General features: G+C 66.1%; 17 protein-coding genes and 1 pseudogene. 10 read left to right on the top strand and 8 right to left on the bottom strand.

From position 1 onward, the window contains the following. The 4 genes and pseudogenes from VLF18_RS21700 to VLF18_RS21715 form a co-directional block, all read left to right on the top strand. A pseudogene (locus tag VLF18_RS21700) lies at positions 1–234 on the top strand (hypothetical protein); the annotation flags it as partial. 92 nt (positions 235–326) lie between these two features. Further along, complete coding sequence (gene yidD / locus VLF18_RS21705; RefSeq protein ID WP_325281721.1) at positions 327–590, top strand: membrane protein insertion efficiency factor YidD; 264 nt, start codon at positions 327–329, stop codon at positions 588–590. After that, complete coding sequence (locus tag VLF18_RS21710) at positions 587–1,921, top strand: dihydroorotase (protein ID WP_325281722.1); 1,335 nt, start codon at positions 587–589, stop codon at positions 1,919–1,921. Before yidD ends, VLF18_RS21710 begins: the two co-directional genes overlap by 4 nt. Then, a complete protein-coding gene (locus VLF18_RS21715) occupies positions 1,918–2,736 on the top strand; it encodes a M23 family metallopeptidase (protein WP_325281723.1) in 819 nt (272 codons plus the stop codon). Before VLF18_RS21710 ends, VLF18_RS21715 begins: the two co-directional genes overlap by 4 nt. 188 nt (positions 2,737–2,924) lie before the next feature. On the opposite strand, the gene VLF18_RS21720 is transcribed toward VLF18_RS21715, so the two are convergent. From VLF18_RS21720 to efp, 7 genes are all read right to left on the bottom strand, one after another. Beyond that, on the bottom strand, positions 2,925–5,852 hold the full coding sequence (locus VLF18_RS21720; RefSeq protein ID WP_325281724.1) for a TonB-dependent receptor domain-containing protein: 2,928 nt from the start codon (positions 5,850–5,852) through the stop codon (positions 2,925–2,927). A gap of 556 nt (positions 5,853–6,408) precedes the next feature. After that, positions 6,409–7,380, bottom strand: a complete 972-nt coding sequence (gene folE2 / locus VLF18_RS21725) for a GTP cyclohydrolase FolE2 (RefSeq protein ID WP_325281725.1) — start codon at positions 7,378–7,380, stop codon at positions 6,409–6,411. 112 nt (positions 7,381–7,492) lie between these two features. After that, positions 7,493–8,320 carry a hypothetical protein gene (locus tag VLF18_RS21730; protein ID WP_325281726.1) on the bottom strand — a complete coding sequence of 276 codons (828 nt, stop codon included), beginning with the start codon at positions 8,318–8,320 and terminating at the stop codon, positions 7,493–7,495. After that, a complete protein-coding gene (gene gph, locus VLF18_RS21735; protein ID WP_325281727.1) occupies positions 8,317–8,991 on the bottom strand; it encodes a phosphoglycolate phosphatase in 675 nt (224 codons plus the stop codon). Before gph ends, VLF18_RS21730 begins: the two co-directional genes overlap by 4 nt. After that, entirely contained in the window at positions 8,988–9,695 is a 708-nt protein-coding gene (ubiG, locus tag VLF18_RS21740) for a bifunctional 2-polyprenyl-6-hydroxyphenol methylase/3-demethylubiquinol 3-O-methyltransferase UbiG (RefSeq protein ID WP_325281728.1), read from the bottom strand. Before ubiG ends, gph begins: the two co-directional genes overlap by 4 nt. Positions 9,696–9,715: 20 nt before the next feature. After that, on the bottom strand, positions 9,716–11,044 hold the full coding sequence (locus VLF18_RS21745; protein WP_325281729.1) for a TRZ/ATZ family hydrolase: 1,329 nt from the start codon (positions 11,042–11,044) through the stop codon (positions 9,716–9,718). Between the two features lie 123 nt (positions 11,045–11,167). Continuing rightward, a complete protein-coding gene (gene efp, locus VLF18_RS21750) occupies positions 11,168–11,734 on the bottom strand; it encodes an elongation factor P (RefSeq protein WP_325281730.1) in 567 nt (188 codons plus the stop codon). 81 nt (positions 11,735–11,815) lie between these two features. On the opposite strand from efp, the gene epmB reads away from it, so the two are divergent. Both epmB and VLF18_RS21760 read left to right on the top strand, forming a co-directional pair. Next, the gene (epmB, locus tag VLF18_RS21755; RefSeq protein ID WP_325281731.1) at positions 11,816–12,826 is read left to right on the top strand and encodes an EF-P beta-lysylation protein EpmB; all 1,011 of its coding nucleotides are present in this window, start codon (positions 11,816–11,818) and stop codon (positions 12,824–12,826) included. A gap of 183 nt (positions 12,827–13,009) precedes the next feature. After that, the gene (locus tag VLF18_RS21760; protein ID WP_325281732.1) at positions 13,010–15,082 is read left to right on the top strand and encodes an EAL domain-containing response regulator; all 2,073 of its coding nucleotides are present in this window, start codon (positions 13,010–13,012) and stop codon (positions 15,080–15,082) included. Between the two features lie 81 nt (positions 15,083–15,163). Here VLF18_RS21760 and htpX read toward each other — a convergent pair whose 3' ends face one another. After that, positions 15,164–16,018, bottom strand: a complete 855-nt coding sequence (gene htpX / locus VLF18_RS21765) for a protease HtpX (protein WP_325281733.1) — start codon at positions 16,016–16,018, stop codon at positions 15,164–15,166. A gap of 145 nt (positions 16,019–16,163) precedes the next feature. On the opposite strand from htpX, the gene gluQRS reads away from it, so the two are divergent. From gluQRS to phbB (VLF18_RS21785), 4 genes are all read left to right on the top strand, one after another. Next, positions 16,164–17,063, top strand: a complete 900-nt coding sequence (gene gluQRS, locus VLF18_RS21770) for a tRNA glutamyl-Q(34) synthetase GluQRS (protein ID WP_325281734.1) — start codon at positions 16,164–16,166, stop codon at positions 17,061–17,063. Between the two features lie 86 nt (positions 17,064–17,149). Next, entirely contained in the window at positions 17,150–17,890 is a 741-nt protein-coding gene (gene phbB, locus VLF18_RS21775) for an acetoacetyl-CoA reductase (RefSeq protein WP_325281735.1), read from the top strand. Positions 17,891–18,011: 121 nt separating this feature from the next. After that, a complete protein-coding gene (phaR, locus tag VLF18_RS21780) occupies positions 18,012–18,500 on the top strand; it encodes a polyhydroxyalkanoate synthesis repressor PhaR (RefSeq protein ID WP_325281736.1) in 489 nt (162 codons plus the stop codon). Positions 18,501–18,598: 98 nt separating this feature from the next. Then, positions 18,599–19,345 carry an acetoacetyl-CoA reductase gene (gene phbB / locus VLF18_RS21785; protein ID WP_325281737.1) on the top strand — a complete coding sequence of 249 codons (747 nt, stop codon included), beginning with the start codon at positions 18,599–18,601 and terminating at the stop codon, positions 19,343–19,345. Positions 19,346–19,400 lie beyond the last annotated feature (55 nt).

Below are 19,400 nucleotides of genomic sequence, written 5' to 3' on the forward strand. Positions count from 1 at the left end.
GGCTTGGATGCCGGCTTCGCCGCCTTCGCGACGGGCTTCGCCGTCTTCGCGGGTTTCGCCGCGGGCTTCGCCGTCTTCTTCGCCGAAGGCGCCGGTTTCGCGACCGCCTTCTTCGACGCGGCGCCCGACGCTTTCTTCACCGCCTTGGCGTTCGCCGCAGGCTTCCCCTTGGCGACGACTTTCTTTGTCGTACTACGCGTGCTTTTCGCCATTTCCGTTCACCGTTGTGGCTAGGCGGCGGCGTGTTATAGCCTAAGTCCCCAGCACCGGCAACCGCCGGAAATCTGCGCTCGCGCGCATCGCCAAGTCCTGCGCTTCTCGCCTCCGTGTCCCGGCTAATACTCTATTTGCTTGGCCTGTACAAGCGGTTGCTGAGCCCGTTGTTCGGCGCACGGTGCCGCTACTATCCGAGCTGTTCGCACTATGCGCGCGTCGCCGTCGCGCGACACGGCGCACTGCGCGGAAGCGCGCTCGCCGGCTGGCGCCTGCTTCGCTGCAACCCGTTCAGTGCGGGCGGCTTCGACTACGTACCCGCGCGCTTCACGTTCCGGCGTCAATCATCGGACCCTTTCGAAGGCAAGGACTCATGAAGAACTGGCTGATACGCAATGCCGAGCTGGTCAATGAAGGACGCCGCTACATTGCCGACGTGCGCCTGCGCGACGGGCGCATCGACGTGATCGCCGAACAGCTGGATGCGCGCGCCGACGAAACCACGGTCGACGCGTCGGGCTGCTGGCTGCTGCCCGGTATGATCGACGACCAGGTGCATTTCCGCGAGCCGGGTCTCGAGCACAAGGCCGATTTCGCGACCGAATCGCGCGCCGCGGTCGCCGGCGGCATCACGAGCTTCATGGAGATGCCGAACTCCAAGCCGACGACGACGACCCTCGACGCGCTCGAAGACAAGTACGCGCGCGCCGCGGCGAAGTCCGTCGCCAATCATGCGTTCTATCTCGGCGCGACGAACGACAATCTCGACGTGATCCGCGCGCTCGATCCGAAGGCCGCCTGCGGCATCAAGATCTTCATGGGCGCGTCCACGGGCAACATGCTCGTCGACAATCCCGACACGCTCGATGCAATCTTCCGCGAGGCGCCGACCATCGTCGTGACGCACTGCGAGGACACGCCGACGATCGATGCGAACCTCGCGCGCGAACGCGAACGCTACGGCGGCGCGATTCCGGTCGAGCGCCATCCGTACATCCGCTCGCGCGAGGCCTGCCTGAAATCGTCGACGCTCGCGGTCGAACTGGCGCGGCGCCACGGGACCCGCCTGCATATCCTGCACATCACGACCGCCGACGAACTCGCGCTGTTCACGCCGGGACCGCTGCGCGACAAGCGCATCACGGCCGAAACCTGCGTGCATTTCCTGCATTATTCCGAACGGGACTACGCGACACTCGGCAACAGGATCAAATGCAACCCGGCGATCAAGAGCGAGAGCGATCGCGAAGCGATCGTCGCCGCGGTGCGCGAAGGGCGCATCGACGTGCTCGCGACCGACCACGCGCCGCATACGATCGAAGAGAAGGCGCTGCCCTACGAACAGGCGCCGTCGGGCCTGCCGCTCGTCCAGTTCGCGCTGCAGTGCGCGCTGGAGCAGTCCTTCGACGGTACGATCCCGCTGGAACGCGTCGTCGAGAGCCTGACGCACGCACCGGCCGATCTGTTCCAGGTCAAGGAACGTGGCTATCTGCGCGAGGGCTACTATGCCGACCTCGTGCTCGTCGATCCGCGCAAACCGCACACTGTGACGCGCGAGGAGATCCTGTCGCGCTGCGGCTGGTCGCCATTCGAAGGCCACACGTTCCGTTCGAGCATCGTGTCGACCTGGGTCAACGGTCGGCGCGCCTGGGACGGCACGCGCGTCGACGACTCCGTGCGCGGCATGCGTCTCGAATTCGACCGATGAGGCGCGACACCGCGCGTTTCCGCAGTCCCGCCCTGCCCTTCATCGCCCTCGCTGTCAGTGGCCTCGCCGGCGCGGCGACCCTGCCGCGCGAAGCGCAACAGGGTCAGCTCGTGATCGGCCGCGCCGCGCCGGGCAGCCGTGTGACCGTCGGCACGCGCGAAGCGCGCGTCGATGCAGTCGGCCGTTTCGTGTTCGGCGTCGAACGCGACGCGCCCGAGACGCTGACCGTGACCGTTCTGCTTCCGAACGGCAGGACCGAAACGCATCGCATGGCCGTCACGCAGCGCACGTACAAGATCGAGCGCGTCGATGGACTGCCTCAGCACACGGTGACGCCGGATCCGGAGCTCGCCAGGCGCATCGCCGATGAACAGGCGCGCGTCGCCGAGGCGCGCCGGCGCGACGACGACCGCGACGACTATGCACATGGCTTCGCACGGCCCGCACATGGACGCATCAGCGGCGTCTACGGCAGCCAGCGCATCGACAACGGCGTGCCGAAGGCGCCGCACTATGGCCTCGATATCGCGGTACCCACGGGCACGCCGGTGAAATCGCCCGCGGACGGCGTCGTGACGTTCGTGGCAAACGACCTCGTGCTCACGGGCGGCACCGTGCTCATCGACCACGGTCACGGTCTCACGAGTTCGTTCCTGCACCTGAGCCGCATCGACGTGAAGAGCGGCGACCGCGTGAAACGGGGCGACGTCTTTGCCGCCGCCGGTGCGACCGGCCGCGCGAGCGGACCGCACGTGCACTGGGGCTTCAACTGGTTCGACGTGCGGCTGGATCCGGCGCTGCTGCCGGCGCCCTGAAACCGCACCGGGTCGCGCGGCATCGCGCCGACGGGCAGAGGACGGGAAAAGAGTGGATCGGGACTGAGGAACGGGTGCAGCGCAGCGAGGCGCGTCTGCCCGCTCACTTCTCACTCCTCTTCACAGAACAAAAAAGAAGACCCCGCATTTCTGCGGGGCCTCCGACTTGCAACACCAGCCCGTCCCGATCAGAAGGTCTGGTGGTACCGGACGTAATAGAACCGGCCGATGTCGAACGCGCCGTAATAAGGCGTGCTCGACGAAGCGGGGTTCGAGTAGTTCAGACCGGCCTGATGGTCGAACACGTTGTTGGCGCCGAGCGAGATCGTGGCCTTCCACGGTGCCTTCCAACGAACCTGCAGATCGTGGAACGTGTTCGCGCCGACGCGGTTGATCGGACGCGTGTCCGACGGATTCGCCGCGATGTAGTTCGGATCGCTGCACTCATCCGGGAAGGTCGCCGCGCTCAGGCAGGTTTCCTTCGAGCTCGAGAAGTAGCGCGCGCCCCAGCTGGCGCCGAAATCGCCGTAGTCCCAGCTCAGCGTCGCGATCGAGCGCAGGCGGAAGTTGATGCCCGCACTGCCCGAGAACGAGTTCGCTTCGCTGTGACGCACGGTCGGCACGTTGGTCGACTTGAACTCGAGATTGCTGACGTAGGTGTTCTGCCAGACCAGGCCGAAGTTGCCCCAGTCGGTCGGCAGCTTGTACGACAGATCGAAGTCGAAGCCTTCGGTTTCGACGTAGCCGGCGTTGCGCTGACCGAAGGTCATCGTGTTGACGATGCCCAGCACCGGGTCACGCGTGAAGCCGACGCAGCGTGCCGCGTTGCCGTCGACGTAGCAGTCGTTGAGCTTGGTCGTCGGGTCGTCTGCGACGATGGTCTGATCGATGCGGATCTTCCACCAGTCGAGGCTCATGTTGAGCCCTTCGGAGAAGGTCGGGCTCCACACCAGGCCCAGCGTGTTCGAACGCGACTCTTCCGGTACGAGCAGCGGGTTCGAGCCGGAGACGAACGCAACCGGCGACTGCGCGTTTGCGACGGTCGTGGGTACGAAGCCCTGCTGCAGCTGGCGATAGGTGTCCGCGTTCTGGATGTCCTGGGCGCAGCGCGCACGGACCGCCGGATTCGTACGCGAGGCGCCGTACACCGTATCGCAGGGATCGGTATAGAACGGGAACGTCTGCGAGCCGCCGCCGTACAGGTCGGCGATCGTCGGCGCGCGGAAGCCGTCGGCGCGCGTGCCGCGGAACATCAGCTGGTCGATCGGTTTCCAGGTGAAGCCGATCTTGTTGTTCGTCGTGCTACCGAAGGTGTCGTAGTCGGAGCGGCGCGAAGCAAGGCTGAGACTCAGGTCTTTGGCAAAGGCGACATCACGCAGGATCGGCACGAACAGCTCGGCGTACAGTTCGTCGACCTTGTAGCTGCCGCTGGTCGGACCGGCCGCGAGGTTGGTCGAGGAACCCGTCTGGGCGAGCGCATCGGGGATGAACTCGCCGTATTCCGCGCGGTGCTCGGCACCGGCGGCGAACGAGAGGTCGCCGGCCGGCAGCGTCACGATGGGACCGGTGATATTGGCCGAGTAGATCTTGGTCTCGGTCATGCCGGTGCTGTGCTCTTCCTGGAACAGGTAGTTCTGCAGCTCCGGATTGTTGGTCAGGCCGCCGTCGCCGGCACGCCCGAACGGCAGGAACGGATTCCACGGCACGCAGGCCGAGAACGGAATCGGGTTGGCTGCCGTGCCGCACTGCACGCGGCCGGCGGAATTGAGGAACGACGGCCCGACGGCCTGCGTCACGCGCGTGAGATTGAGGTTGCCGTAGGCGGACTGGTTCAGCTTGTTCTGGGTGTAGAGGTAGCTCACGTCCCAGTCGAAGGTGCGGTCGGCCAGTTCGAACGAGCCCTCGAGACCGAGCGTCGAACGGAACGTCTGCAGGCTGCTGCCGGAGACGCGCGGAATTTCCCAGGTACGGCGCTGGAAGTTGGTAGCCGTCGGCGTGGCGAAGCCGTGATGGCTGCCGATCGGGTTGAAGTAGCTGTCGCGCGACATCGTCGTACCGGGGAACGCCGCACTCTGGAACGGATAGCCGGCGACCGTGCGCGTGGCGTCGCGGTCGCTGTACATCACGTCACCCTTGAACCGGATCCAGTCGGCGATCTGGTAGTCGCCGGAGACGAACAGGTTCTTGGTCTCGATCGGCGTGCGCAGATCGGTCTGGGTGTTGGTGTTGCTGACGTCGCCGTCCGGTGCCGTGCCGTTGGTCGGATGGTAGTCCGCGATGTTGTACGGGTTGCCGCCGCGATTCAGCACGACGTTGCCGCCGTTGGCCGCGCTGCGCACGAGCACGCCCCACTGGCTGACCGTGGTCCAGCCGAGGAACGGATGGAACTGGCCGCGCGGGTAGCGCGAAAACTCGCGATCCCTGCCGTTCACGACCTTTTCGTCGCTGTATTCGGCCACCGCAATCAGCGAACCCTTGTCACCCTTGTAGCCCAGAGAAGCGTCCCAGCGCTGGATGTCGCCGTCGCCTTCGCTGTACTGGCCCCAGTACGCGTTGGCTTCCATGCCTTCGTAATTGGTGCGCGTGATGAAGTTGATCACGCCGCCGATCGCGTCGGAACCGTAGACCGAGGACGCGCCATCCTTGAGGATTTCGACCGACTGGATGATCGCAGTCGGGATCGTGCTGACGTCCTGCAGGCCGTTGGTGTTGATGCCCAGGCGCTTTCCGTTCACGAGAACCAGCGTGCGCTGCGGACCGAGGTTGCGCAGATCGATGAACGAGCCGCCCGGCGATTCGCCGGCGGTCAGCGGTTCGGCGCGGCTGATCGCGGGCGAACCGGTGGAGGACACGTTCTGCAGAATATCGGCAACCGACTGGAAGCCCTGGCGCTGAATCTCGGCACGGTCGATGACGAGGACGGGCTGGGCGGTTTCGAGGTCGACCTTGCGGATGCGCGAACCGGTGACTTCGATGCGTTCGAGCTGGGCGGCTTCGTCATCGGGCGCAGGCTGCTGGGCGAAAGCCAGCGACGGTGCGAAACCGACGACGCCGGCGCTACCGGCAAACAGGGCGTAGCGCACAGCCCAGGACAACACATTGTGGCGACGTGACATTTATATACTCCTACTCGAAGGTGTTTCTTGCGGCGGATCGACGATCCGGACCGCTCCCCAATGCACCGATGGCGCAAGCCGCACGGCGCTGCGCCAATCGAGTGGTACGGAACGTCTGCCGCTGACGCGGCCCCGTACCGCGGCAATTCGCCAATGGAATCGTACGAAGACAGACGTACTCAACAGCGATACGTGCCCGTTGGCAGACGCATATGCCCTTGACAGCGCTCGCATCACGCGAGGCTGCGTCAGTACAGTCAGAATTTCCCCGGTTCCGCCGCGAACCCCTTGCTGCGTACCTACGCTACGCGGCGTACGTTCATTCGCGTATGCGCAGGTTGTGCGTATTTACGTGAGGCGGGTAATTTTTGCAATGCGGCGGCGCAGCATGCCGCGCCAGAAAAATCGCGTTAACCGGTTACTTGGCCGGAAACCGGCAGGAATGGCGCGCTGAGCGCACCGGGAGCAACGCGATCGCGCAGTTTCGGCAACGCAAAAACGAACGACGCCGGCACAGTGCCGGCGTCGTCATGAACGTGTTGCCCGTGCTGCGCGTTCAGCGCCGCAGCGGCGCGAAGCTGTCGATGCCGCCTTCGTAGCCGCCCGCCACGCCCTTGGTCGCGATCGCGACGGCGTTGTGCGGATGCAGGCTTTCGAAATGCGAGGCACGGACCCAGAAGTCCACAATGCGCTCGTCGCCGGCCAGCGCCTGCTGCACGCGGCGTGCGGCATCCTCGCAGAACATGAGGTTCTCGCCGTTGAGCTTCGCGAACGCCTGTTCGTCGACGCGCTTCACCGCGGTCTGCACCGGCGTCTTCAACGCGTTCTCCACGCGATCGATGAGCTCGACGATCGGCAGCTCGAAGCCGGTGCCGAGCTTGACCCGGATCTCGGCCGAGCTGCGCTGGCTGTGCGGAGTCGCGCAGATGCCCTGCTCGCTGCCGAGCCAGGACATCACCTGGTCGTAGTCGAGCGGCCGGCCGCGGGCGAAGTCCTCACCGAAGCGTTCCTGGATCAGCTGTCGCGCCAGCGCCGCGGAACAGGGACAGGTGCTGGAATAGACGACTTCGCAGCCGAGCTCCAGGCTGAAATGACCCCGGTCCATGAGTGCCGTCAGGACGATCGGATACGACTTCCAGCCGCTGTTGTCGCTGACCAGGGCCGGACGCCGAATCAGGTAGTCGAACGCGACGCGGATCAGCGCGCGGTCCGACAGCTCGGCGTGGGAGTCGAGAAAGTCCTTGAGCAGGCGGCGCAGCGAGCACGGCGTCAGCGGCTCGTTCGACAGCGACTTGTCGACATGCAGATAAAGCCGCGACATATGGATGCCGCGAACGTCGGGTCGCGCGAGGTTCACATACGCAGTGACGCGTGCGCCGGAGTGGACGGTCCTGCCGTCACCTGCGGCAACGCAGACCGGAACCTCGATCTCGCCCATGCCGACCCAGTCGAGCGCTCCGGCCAGGTGCGGCTGGGCTTCGTTGGCCACATCGGGCATGGAACGCACGGTGTTTTCACTGCTACGCATCGGAAATCCTTGAAACGGCGGCGGGTCCGGGCGCCCGCGCGCGACGGGCCGCTGTCGCGGCCGTGACACAGATAAGGCCGGTTCGCCGGGGGTCAATAGCTTACCGCGGCCTTCAGGGCCCGCGCCGCTGAGCGGTCCAGGCCAGCCAGACCGTATTCCACGGCGCGCGGTCGAGACGCCCCCAAAGCTGTGCGAACGCGTCGCCCCGCCCCAGCGGCCGCGAACGCCATTGCTCGCAGCGCCGGCGTACGCGGGCCATCCAGCCGCCAACGCCGTCGATGGCTGGCTGCATCCCGGCGAGCATCGCGGCGATGTCGGCCAGTTGCGCGCGCGCGACCGCGTCGCGAGCCGCGCCCGGTGCAGCCAGTTCTGCGCGAGTCAGCTGATGGCGTGCGAGCTGATGCATCGGAATCGCCGACACGGACACTTCTTCGGTCAGCGGCACGCGTGCGAGTTCGCGCAGCAGATGTGTAGCGACGGCGAGATCAGCCTGCGGCGCGATGGCGGCCTCGGGCGTGCCGAGCATCGCGACGCGCAGCCGCTCGATCGAAACGAAGGCCGGCGCCGCGGCCGCGACCTGCGCCGTGTGATCCGCGGGCGGCGCCGCATCGTGGTGGCGGATCGCCGCGTCGATCAGGCCGTCGACGAGGCGGAGGTCCGGACCGTCGCCGCCGCGAGGATTCACGCGTCGCGTCAGCGGGTGGCGCGCCTCGCCCTTCGCCCAGCGCGCCAGTTCCTCGCCCCACCAGGTGAGCTTGCCCGTCGCGACCGAAATCTCCGGGAGATGGAACGTCGCCTGCACGAGTTCGTGCGCGACGCATTCGAACGCGAGCAGCGACGCGTCCCGGCGCGCCAGCAGCGGACCGACGATGCGGAACTCCGGATACGCCTGTTCGAGCTTCGCGACGAAGCTCGCCACGTCGGCCGGCAGGCCGTTCATGCAGCCTCGGACTGCAGCGCGCGATGGAGTTCGTCAGCGCTCGCCGCGACCCAGTCGGCACGCCAGGCATGCGGGTCTTCGCCGTCGAGGTAACCCCAGGCCGCGGCGACCGTCAGCAGTCCGGCCGCGCGGCCGGCATCGATGTCGCGCCGGTCGTCGCCGACGTAGACGCAGCGCTGCGGCGCGACGCCGGCGAGTTCGCACGCGCGCAGCACCGGCGCCGGATCGGGCTTGCGCACGCTCAGGCAATCGCCGCTGACGAGCGCTGCACTGCGCTGCGCCCAGCCGAGCCGATCGAGCAGCGGCCGCGCGAGCCAGCCCGGCTTGTTCGTGACCACGCCCCAGCGCGCGCCGCGTGCTTCGATCGCGGCGATCAGCGCCTCGACACCGTCGAACGGCCGCGACAGCGCGGCGATGTCGGCCGCGTAGATATCGAGAAACCGCGGCAGCAGTTCTTCGTAACGCGTGTCGTCGAGCCCCGGCAGGCCGCGCCGCAGCATCGCCCGCCCGCCCTTGGAAACGACGCTGCGCACGGCGACGGCATCGGGATCGGCTTGGGCGAGTTCGCGGCAGAGCCGCTGCATCGCGGCGACGAGGTCCGGCGCCGAGTCGACGAGCGTTCCGTCGAGATCGAACAGCACGGCGTCGATGGCGCGACCGAGCAGCCTCATGCCGGTTTGCGCGCGCAGGCGAGGTAGTTCACCGCGACCGACGATACGAGCCGGGCCCGCCGCGTCAGCGGGTTGTAGTCGAGACCGCGCAGGTCTTCGAGTTCGAGTCCGCTCGCGCGCAGCGCCGCGGCCATTTCGCTCGGCTTGATGAACTGGCGATAGTGGTGAGTGCCGCGCGGCAGCAGCCGCAGCAGGTATTCCGCACCGACGATGCCGAGCGCAAACGCCTGCGGCGTCCGGTTGAGCGTCGAGGCGAACCAGCGTCCGCCGGGCTTGAGCAGCCGCGCGCAGGCATCGACGATGCTGCCCGGGTCGGGAACGTGTTCGAGCATTTCCATACAGGTGATCGCGTCGAAGCTGCCGGGCTGCTCGGCGGCGAGCGCTTCGGCGCTGATCTCGCGATAGTTCACCGTGACGCCGCTCTCGTACAGATGCAGGCGAGCGACATCGAGCACGCCGGGCGCGAGATCGATCGCGGTCACCTCGGCACCGGCTGCCGCGAGCGCTTCGCTGAGCAGGCCGCCGCCGCAGCCGACATCGAGCACGCGCGCGCCGCGCAGGCTCGTGCGCTCGGCGACGTAGGCGAGCCGCACCGGGTTCAGATCGTGCAGTGGGCGGGATTCGCCGTTGGGGTCCCACCATCTGCTCGCCAGACGATCGAACTTGGCGGTTTCGCTGCGATCGACGTTTTCGTTTGCTGTCATTTCTGCAAGTCCGTCGGACATCAGTTGCGCAGGCGTTCGCCCCATTCGCGCGCCTTTGCGCGGAGCGCACTTTCATCCATGTCGACGAGCACGCCGCCGACGAGCTTGGCCGCCCCGGCGATCCAGACATCGCTGACCTGATGCCGCCCGCAGGCGTAGACGAGCTGCGACACGACGTTGAACACGGGCACGGTTTCGAGCGCGTCGAGGCGCACTGCAGCGAGATCGGCGGATTTCCCCGGCTCGATCGAGCCGATGCGATCGCCCCAGCCGAGCGCCCTGGCCGCGTTCAGGGTCGCGGCGCGCAGCGTCGACGCCGCATCGAACGCGCTCGCGTCGCCGGACACGCCCTTCGCCAGCAGCGCGGCCGTCCGCATCTCGCCGAACATGTCCAGATCGTTGTTGCTCGCGCAGCCGTCGGTGCCGAGCGCGACGTTGACTCCGGCACGCCGCAGCGTTTCCGCGGCGCAGAATCCGCTCGCGAGTTTCAGGTTCGACTCGGGACAGTGCACGACCGACACGCCCGCATCGGCGCACAGACGAATCTCGGCGTCGTCGAGCTGGGTCATGTGCACGGCGATCAGGTGATCGTTGACGATGCCGAGCCCCTGCAGCCGCGCGAGCGGCCGCACGCCGTGCTCGCGCCGCGAATCCTCGACTTCCTGCGCAGTCTCGTGCACATGCACGTGGACCGGGATGTCGAGCTGATCCGACAGCATGCGCACGCGCTCGAAGCTCTCGTTGCTGACCGTGTACGGCGCATGCGGCGCGAACGCCGTGCCGATCAGCGTATCGCCGCGGTACTCGTCGTGCACCGCGAGCGCCTTGTCGAAGTATTCGTCGCGCGAGCGCGCCCAGGCGCTCGGGAATTCGATCAGCGGCAGGCCGACGAGCGCGCGAAATCCGTGCCGGCGGTAGGTCGCCGCCTGCGCGTCGGGAAAGAAATAGTTTTCGTTGCAGCAGGTCGTGCCGCCGCGCAGCATCTCGGCGATCGCGAGCGTCACGCCGTCATGCACGAATTCGGCGCTCATCGCACGCGCTTCGGCCGGCCAGATGTGCTCGCGCAGCCAGGTCATCAGCGGAAGATCGTCGGCGATGCCGCGCATCAGCGTCATCGGATTGTGCGTATGCGCGTTCACGAGTCCCGGAATCAGCACGTGCTCGTCGAGCACACGCGTCTCGCGCGGCGCATACCGGCTGCGTGCCTGCGCGATCGGCAGCAGATCCCGCACGAGGCCGTCGTCGACGACGACGGCATGATCGCCGAGGACCACGCCGTGAGGTTCTACCGGCACTATCCAGCGGGCTTCGATCAGAAGGTCGACAGCGGTCGGTTCGGACGAACTCACACGCGGCTCCTTTGCTTGTGCGATCGGCGCATCATGGGGGCGGAAACGAAAAAGGGAAACCCGCTCGCACGGATTTCCCCCGAGATTCGCCGGCGATGAGTCACATTGCCGCAGCGGCGCCTTTTACTTGACGCGCGAAACGTATTCGCCGGTGCGCGTGTCGACGCGGATCTTCTCGCCCTGGGCCACGAACAGCGGCACGCGGACCACGGCGCCGGTTTCGAGCTTGGCCGGCTTGCCGCCGCCGCCGGAGGTGTCGCCGCGGACGCCCGGATCGGTCTCGGCGATTTCGAGTTCGACGAAGTTCGGTGCGGCGACCGTCAGCGGCGCGCCGTTCCACAGCGTGACGACGCAGGTTTCATTGCCCTTGAGCCACTTGGCCGCATCGGCCATCGCGGCTTCCTCGGCGCCGACCTGCTCATGCGTTTCCGGATGCATGAAGTGCCAGAACTCGCCGTCGGAGTAGAGATATTCCATGTCCGTGTCCATGACGTCGGCCGGCTCCAGCGAATCGGTCGCTTTCATCGTCAGCTCGACGACGCGGCCCGACTTGATGTTGCGGTAACGGACGCGCGTGAATGCCTGGCCCTTGCCCGGCTTGACGTATTCGGTGTCGGTGATGACGCACGGCTCGTTGTTCACGATGATCTTCATGCCGTTCTTGACGTCATTCATGCCATAGCTGGCCATGGGTCGCTCCTGCAGGGGAATCGCCGCCGATCTGCGGCTACAATGGTCGATTGGCCGTGAAGCCGGAAATTCAAGCCCGCGATGATAACCGCTAACCGCCAGCTCGCGCAGCCACCGGCGCCCCGCTGGCAGCAGCTCTGGCGCGATGCCGTCACCGACCCGTACGAGCTGCTGCGCCTGGTCGGTCTGGCGAATCAGGCCGAGCGGCTGCTTCCCGAAGGGGATGCCGGGTTCCCGCTGCGCGTCCCGCGCGGCTTCGTCGCCCGCATGCGGTACGGCGACGCCACCGACCCGCTCCTGCTGCAGGTACTGCCGCAGCACGCCGAACGCCTGGCCCAACCCGGCTTCGCCGTTGACGCCGTCGGCGACCACGCGGCACGTTCGGCACACGGGGTCCTGCAGAAATACGCCGGACGCGCGCTGCTGATCGCCACCGGTTCCTGCGCGGTCAATTGCCGCTACTGTTTCCGCCGGCATTTTCCCTATGCCGAGGAAACCGCCGCGGCCAATCGCTGGCGCGAGGCGCTCGCAGCCATCGCCGCGGATCCGGGCATCAGCGAGGTCATCCTCTCGGGCGGCGACCCGCTGTCGCTGTCCGACGCAAAGCTTGCCGAACTCGGCCGCGCGCTCGTCGCGATTCCGCACGTGCACCGCCTGCGCATTCACACGCGCCTGCCGGTCGTTCTGCCCGAGCGCGTCGACGCCGGACTGACCGGCTGGCTCGCGTCGCTGCCGCTGCAGAAAGTCGTCGTGCTGCACGCCAATCACACCAACGAGTTCGACGCTTCGGTCGATCTCGCCTGCACCCGCCTGCGCGAGGCCGGATGCACGCTGCTGAACCAGGCCGTGCTGCTGAGAGGCGTCAACGATGATGCCGACGCGCTCGCTGCGTTGTCGGAGCGGCTGTTCGAGGCCGGCGTGCTGCCGTACTACCTGCACCAGCTCGACCGCGTTCTCGGTGCCGCGCACTTCGAAGTGGACGATGCGACCGCGCGCGCGCTCGTCGAAACCATGCGCCACCGGCTGCCGGGCTATCTCGTCCCCCGCCTGGTGCGCGAGATCGCCGGCGAACCGTCGAAGTCGCCGCTGTGACGACGCACGCAAGCCGCTGGATTCCGTGTGGAAATAATCGGACGAATCCGGTAAAAACAACGACAAGCGGTTGCTCGCACCTTCTTGCTTATCGACTTCCAAGATTGATCCCGCCAGTTGCGGACCGGAACCGCGTGTCGCTGCGGTCGACCGTCGCCGCACTCGCCCGCCTTTAGAGGGGACATGAGTAAACAGGACAGCGTCATCAAGTTGCTGCTGATCGAAGATTCGGTCGAAGACGCCGAACAGCAGATCAGCATCCTGCGCAACGGCGGCATTGCAGTACGCCCCGCACGCGCCACGAACGAGGCCGAGCTCGAAGATCAGATCGGCCAGAACACGCCGGACCTGATCCTCATCAACCTCGCCGCGAAGTCGCTGCGCCTCGAACAGGTGACCGACGCGGCCAATCGCGGCGGCAAGGACATCGCCGTCGTCGGCAGCGCCTCGGCCCCGAACGAAGATCTCATCGTCTCCGCGTTCCGCAACGGCGCCCGCGCCATCGCGTTGCGCACGCGCCCCGATCACACGCAGATGATCGTCAAGCGCGAATTCGAAAGCCTTCTGATGCGCCGCAGCGTGCGCCGCCTCGAGTCGGCGTTGCGCGAAATCGAACGCCGTTGCGATTCGCTGCTCGACTCGTCGCGTGACCCGATCGCCTACGTCCACGAAGGCATGCACGTCCGCGCGAACAAGGCCTATCTCGAGATGTTCGGCTTCGACGAGTTCGAAGACATCGAGAGCATGTCTATCCTCGACATGATCGCGCCAGAGGACGCCGACGACTTCAAGGCCCTGCTGAAGAAACTGTCCAAAGGCGAGAAGCCGCCGCAGAAGCTCAACCTCAAGGCGCAGCGTTCCGACGGCTCGACGTTCGACTCGGTCATGGAATTCGCCGAAGCGACCTACGAAGGCGAGCCCTGCCAGCAGATCATCTTCCGCCAGCAGACCAACAATCCGGAACTCGAGAAAGAACTCGACGCGCTGCGTTCCAGGGACCTGGTCACCGACCTGTTCAACCGCCAGCATCTGCTGATCGAACTCGATCGCACGGTCGCCGCCGCGGCGGCGGGCGCGAACGACCGCTGCCTGCTGCTGCTCGAACCCGACAACTTCAAGACCGTGCTCGACACGATCGGCATCGGCAACGCCGACCTGCTGCTCGGCGACCTTGCCAACCTCATGCGGCGCCACCTCGCGGAAGCCGACGTCGCCGCACGCTTTGCCGATCACACGTTCGCGGTGCTGCTCGTCGGCCGCGATCCGGAAAACTCGAAAAAGACCGCCGAAGTGCTGCTCAAGGCGTTCAACGAACGCATTTTCGAGGTCGGCAAGCAGTCGATCAACGTGACGATGAGCGTCGGCGGCTGCCTGATCGGCGAAAAGAACGCGAACTCGCAGTCGATTCTTGCCAATGCGAACGCGACGCTGCGCGCGGCGCAGACCGAGGGCGGAAACCGCATCAACGTGTTCGACCCCGCGGCGCAGGACAAGGCGGCTGAAGAGAAGCAGCGCCACTGGCTCAAGCTCGTGCAGGATGCGCTGGTCAACAACGGCTTCGTGCTGTTCAACCAGCCCATCATCAGCCTGCACGGTGCCGACGGCGATTTCTTCGAAATCCTGCTGCGCATGCAGGGACCGAAGGGCGAGATCACGCCGAACTTCTTCCTGCCGATCGCCGAACAGCACGGCCTGATGCCGCAGATCGACCGCTGGGTCGTCGCCCACGCCATCAAGGCGCTCGTCGAGCGCGAGAAGAGCGGCGTCAAGACGACTTACTTCATCAAGCTGACGCCGCAATCGCTTGAAGACCAGACCCTGCTGCCGTGGATCGCACAGCAGCTCAAGAATTCGCGCCTGCGCGGCGACGCGCTCGTGTTCGAGATGCCCGAGAGCAAGGTCGTCACGAGCCTCAAGCCGGCGCGTGCTTTCGTTGCCGGTCTCAAGCAGATCCATTGCGGCTTCGCGCTGGAACAGTTCGGCTCGGGTCTCAATTCGATGCAGCTGCTCAAGCACATCGACGCCGACTACCTGAAGCTCGATCGCAGCTTCATGGCCGAGCTGCCCAAGCACAAGGAAAACCAGGAAAAGCTCAAGGATCTCTGCGACCAGGCGCACCATGCCGGCAAGCTGACCGTCGCGGAATTCGTCGAAGATGCGGCGAGCATGTCGATCCTGTTCAGCTGCGGCGTCAACTTCGTCCAGGGCAACTTCCTGCAGGAGCCCGAGAAGGTCATGGCCTACGACATCGCCTGAGCGTCTCGGCGCGCGCGCTTTCCCCTAACGAACAACGGCCCCTGCGGGCCGTTGTTCGTTGAGGAGCCGGTGCCGCGCCGATCAGAGCTGCTGCAGCGCCGCGATGCGTTCCTCGATCGGCGGATGGCTCGCGAACAGCTTGCCGAACGGACCTGCGATACCGAACGCGGCGACTTCTTTCGGCAGCGTCGTATCGCCGTGGCCGGCGGACAGCCGCTGCAATGCCGAGATCATCGCGCCCTTGCCTTCCAGTCCGGCGGCGCCGGCATCGGCGCGGAACTCGCGCCAGCGCGAGAACCACATGACGATCATCGACGCGAACACACCGAGCACGAGCTGGGCGACCATCACGGTCACGAAGTAGCCGATGCCGCCGCCACCTTCGCGATCGCCGCGCAGCGCGGAATCGACGATGGAGCCGACGATGCGCGCGAGAAAGATCACAAAGGTATTCAGGACGCCCTGGATCAGGCCCATCGTGACCATGTCGCCGTTCGCCACATGGCTGATCTCGTGGGCGAGCACGGCTTCGACCTGGCGCCGCTCCATGTTCTGCAGCAGGCCCATGCTGACGGCGACCAGCGCGTTGTCGCGGCTCATGCCGGTCGCGAACGCATTCATCTCGGGACCGCCGTAGATCGCGACCTCGGGCATGCCGATGCCGGCGGCCTCGGCCTGGCGCTTGACCGTGCTATACAGCCATTGCTCGACTTCGCTCTGCGGCTGCGTGATGACCTGCGCGCCGGTCGCGCGTTTGGCCATCCATTTGGACAGTGCGAGCGAGATGAACGAACCGCCCATGCCGATGACGGCGGCCATCACGAGCAGCGAAGTCAGGTTGCGCGTACTGCCGGCGTCGAGGCCGAACAGTTTGATGACGATGGTCAGCAGGAACAGGATGGCCAGATTCGTGGCCAGGAACAGCACGATGCGCATGGCGACACACTTCCTCTACGGAAACGACTCTCCGACTACCGACCTAGTTAGGTCCGCCGGGATCAAGTTCAAGCCGCGGCCGCCGGCACGAGTGCCGCAGCCGGGCTCGCCCGCAGAACCGTAGCCCGCACGACGTCGCCGCCGCATGAACGCTCCCTCTTCGCCGTACCGCGGCCGTTTTGCGCCGTCGCCGACCGGCGCGCTGCATTTCGGTTCGCTCGTCGCCGCACTCGGCAGCTGGCTGCGCGCGAGACACGCAGGCGGCACCTGGATCGTGCGCATCGAAGACCTCGATCCCCCGCGCGAAATCGCCGGGGCGGCAAACGGCCAGCTCGCCGCACTGTCAGCCTTCGGCCTGGCTTCCGACGAACCCGTGATCTGGCAGCACGATCGTCACGACGCCTACGCCGCGGCGCTGCAGCAGCTCGTCGCGGAGCGACGCGCCTTTGCGTGCTGGTGCAGCCGCACGGACCTGCAGCGCAGCGGCGGCCTGCACCGCAGCCCCTGCGTGGCCGCGCCGGATGCCACGCGTGCGCCAGCCTGGCGACTGCGCGTCGACGACGAAACCATCGGCTTCGACGATGTCGTGCTCGGCCGGTACGAACAGCGCATCGCCGAGGCCGTCGGCGATTTCGTGATACGCCGCGTCGAGGGCCATTTCGCCTATCAGCTCGCGGTCGTCGTCGACGATGCCGCGCAAGGCATCACCGAAGTCGTACGCGGCGCAGACCTCCTCGATTCGACGCCGCGACAGATCCTGCTGCAGCGCTGCCTCGCGCTGCCGACACCGGCCTATCTGCACCTGCCGCTCGCGCTCGATGCGGACGGCCGCAAGCTCAGCAAGCAGGACCAGGCGCTGCCGATACGTCCCGACGATCCGTTGCCCGCGCTGCGCCGGGCGTTGACGTTTCTCGGCATTGCGCCGCAGCAATTGCAGGGTTTGCACACCGTCGACGCACTGCTGCGGCAGGCCGTCGCGGCATTCGATGTCGCCGCGATTCCGCGCGTCGGATCCATTGTGCATATGCGTCATGGCTTGTCGTAGCGCTTGTGTAGAATCGCGCGAAGTCCGCGTCGACGCGGCTTTCCCGCGTTGCGACGGATCACGACGACTAAAACTGGGAGTGGAGCATGACCTCACGCGTAGCCTTGGTGACGGGTGGTACGGGCGGTATCGGCACAGCGATCGTGCGCAAGTTGGCAGGGATGGGACACAAGGTCGCAACGAACTATCGTGACAAGGCACGCGCCACCGCGTGGCAGGAAGCGCTCAAGCGCGACGGCATCGACGTGGCGCTCGCCGCCGGCGACGTCGCCGATCCGGCCACGGCCGAGAGCATGGTCCGCGAAGTCGTCGACCAGCTCGGTCCGGTCGACATTCTCGTCAACAATGCCGGCATCACGCGCGACGGAACCTTCCACAAGATGTCGGCGATGCAGTGGCAGGAAGTCATCAACACGAATCTGAATTCCTGCTTCAACGTGACGCGCCCCGTCATCGACGGCATGCGCGACCGGAAGTGGGGCCGCATCATCCAGATCAGCTCCATCAACGGCCAGAAGGGTCAGTACGGCCAGGCGAACTACGCCGCGTCGAAGGCCGGCATGCATGGCTTCACGATCTCGCTCGCGCAGGAGAACGCGAAGTTCGGCATCACCGTGAACACCGTGTCCCCGGGCTATGTCGCGACCGAGATGGTCATGGCGGTGCCCGAAGAAGTCCGCGCGAAGATTGCGGCGCAGATTCCGGTGGGTCGTCTGGGCAATCCCGACGAGATCGCCTATGCGGTCGGCTTCTTCATTCCGGACGAGGCTGCCTGGGTCACGGGTGCGAATCTGTCGATCAACGGCGGCCACTACATGGGCTGGTAACGCACGCAGCGGAGCGGGGTGAAATGCCCCGCTCTGCCGCTTTGCAGCATACCTAGGCCAAAGGTAATGCTGCGCAGCAATCCGGCTGGTGCGCCGCCGCAAGCCGTGCTAGCTTCGCTGCATGGCACAAGTCCGAGTCATCAAGAAGTACCCGAATCGTCGGCTCTACGACACCGAGATTTCGAGCTACATCACGCTGGAAGAAGTGCGCCAGCTCGTGGTCGACGGCGAAGAATTCGAAGTCCGCGACGCGAAGACCGGTGAGGAACTCACGCGTTCCGTGCTGCTGCAGATCATCGCCGAGCACGAGGAACGCGGCCAGCCGATGTTCACGACCCAGCTGCTGTCGCAGGTGATCCGCTTCTACGGCGATTCGCTGCAGGGTTTCATGGGCGGCTATCTCGAACGCAGCCTGCAGGTCTTCCTCGACCAGCAGCAGCAGTTCCGCAGCCAGCTCAACACGATGATGGGACAGACGCCCTGGTCGATGCTCAACGATCTGACCGAGCGCAACATGGACATGTGGAAATCCCTGCAACAGGGTTTCCTCAATGCCGCGACGAGCACGATGAAGGTCGCCGGCGGCAACAAGGACAAGGACAAGTCCTGATCGCCCGGCGCGGCGAGGCCCGCGCCTTCACAACGATGCGCGCCCACGCCGCTGCTGCGGCGCAATAGCTGCGCGCCTGCAGCATTTTCGGGGGAACCATGAAGCAGCGCATCGCCGTCGTCAGCGGCGGCATCGGCGGACTCGGAACGGAAATCTGCCGCCATCTCGCTGTCGCCGGACACCGCGTCATCGCCGCCGATCTCGGCGTGCGGACCGAACGCATCGCGGCATTCCGCAACGAAGTGGCCGATCTCGGCGACGCGGTCACGTTCGAAGCGCTCGATATCGGCGACTTCGATGCCTGCGCCGGTCTGATCCGGCAGATCGAGGCAGAACACGGCGGCGTGGACGTACTCGTCAATGCCGCCGGCATCACGCGCGACACGACGCTGCGCAAGATGAGCCAGGAGCAGTGGCACAGCGTACTCACCGTGAATCTGGACGGCGTGTTCAACCTGTGCCGCAATGCGATCGAAGGCATGTGCGCGCGAGGCTTCGGCCGCATCGTCAATATCTCGTCGGTCAACGGCCAGACCGGCCAGTTCGGCCAGACGAACTACGCCGCAGCCAAGGCCGGCATGCACGGATTCACGATGGCCCTTGCGCGCGAAGTCGCGCGCAAGGGCGTGACCGTCAACAGCGTGTCGCCGGGCTACTGCGAGACCGCGATGGTCATGCAGATAGCGCCTGAGATCCGCGAACAGATCATTGCGGACGTACCGGTCGGACGCCTCGGCAAACCCTCGGAAATCGCACGCGTCGTCACGTTCCTCGTGGCGCCGGACTCGAGCTTCATCACCGGCGCGAACATTCCGGTGAACGGCGGGTACTTCATGGATTTCTGAAGCACGAGTTCCCGGGGCGCTGCGACGCCACGGCGCCGCACGCCGAGCGCCGCGT

Source organism: Tahibacter sp. (assembly GCF_035481375.1).
Taxonomy (GTDB): Bacteria; Pseudomonadota; Gammaproteobacteria; order Xanthomonadales; family Rhodanobacteraceae; genus Tahibacter.

Coding starts and splice junctions, on each gene's coding strand:
- folE2 (WP_325281725.1), bottom strand. CDS start 7,380: ATGCGTAGCAGTGAAAACACCGTGCGTTCCATGCCCGATGTGGCCAAC.
- epmB (WP_325281731.1), top strand. CDS start 11,816: ATGATAACCGCTAACCGCCAGCTCGCGCAGCCACCGGCGCCCCGCTGG.
- phaR (WP_325281736.1), top strand. CDS start 18,012: ATGGCACAAGTCCGAGTCATCAAGAAGTACCCGAATCGTCGGCTCTAC.
- htpX (WP_325281733.1), bottom strand. CDS start 16,018: ATGCGCATCGTGCTGTTCCTGGCCACGAATCTGGCCATCCTGTTCCTG.
- gluQRS (WP_325281734.1), top strand. CDS start 16,164: ATGAACGCTCCCTCTTCGCCGTACCGCGGCCGTTTTGCGCCGTCGCCG.
- phbB (WP_325281737.1), top strand. CDS start 18,599: ATGAAGCAGCGCATCGCCGTCGTCAGCGGCGGCATCGGCGGACTCGGA.
- VLF18_RS21720 (WP_325281724.1), bottom strand. CDS start 5,852: ATGTCACGTCGCCACAATGTGTTGTCCTGGGCTGTGCGCTACGCCCTG.
- gph (WP_325281727.1), bottom strand. CDS start 8,991: ATGAGGCTGCTCGGTCGCGCCATCGACGCCGTGCTGTTCGATCTCGAC.
- VLF18_RS21710 (WP_325281722.1), top strand. CDS start 587: ATGAAGAACTGGCTGATACGCAATGCCGAGCTGGTCAATGAAGGACGC.
- efp (WP_325281730.1), bottom strand. CDS start 11,734: ATGGCCAGCTATGGCATGAATGACGTCAAGAACGGCATGAAGATCATC.
- phbB (WP_325281735.1), top strand. CDS start 17,150: ATGACCTCACGCGTAGCCTTGGTGACGGGTGGTACGGGCGGTATCGGC.
- VLF18_RS21715 (WP_325281723.1), top strand. CDS start 1,918: ATGAGGCGCGACACCGCGCGTTTCCGCAGTCCCGCCCTGCCCTTCATC.
- VLF18_RS21730 (WP_325281726.1), bottom strand. CDS start 8,320: ATGAACGGCCTGCCGGCCGACGTGGCGAGCTTCGTCGCGAAGCTCGAA.
- VLF18_RS21760 (WP_325281732.1), top strand. CDS start 13,010: ATGAGTAAACAGGACAGCGTCATCAAGTTGCTGCTGATCGAAGATTCG.
- ubiG (WP_325281728.1), bottom strand. CDS start 9,695: ATGACAGCAAACGAAAACGTCGATCGCAGCGAAACCGCCAAGTTCGAT.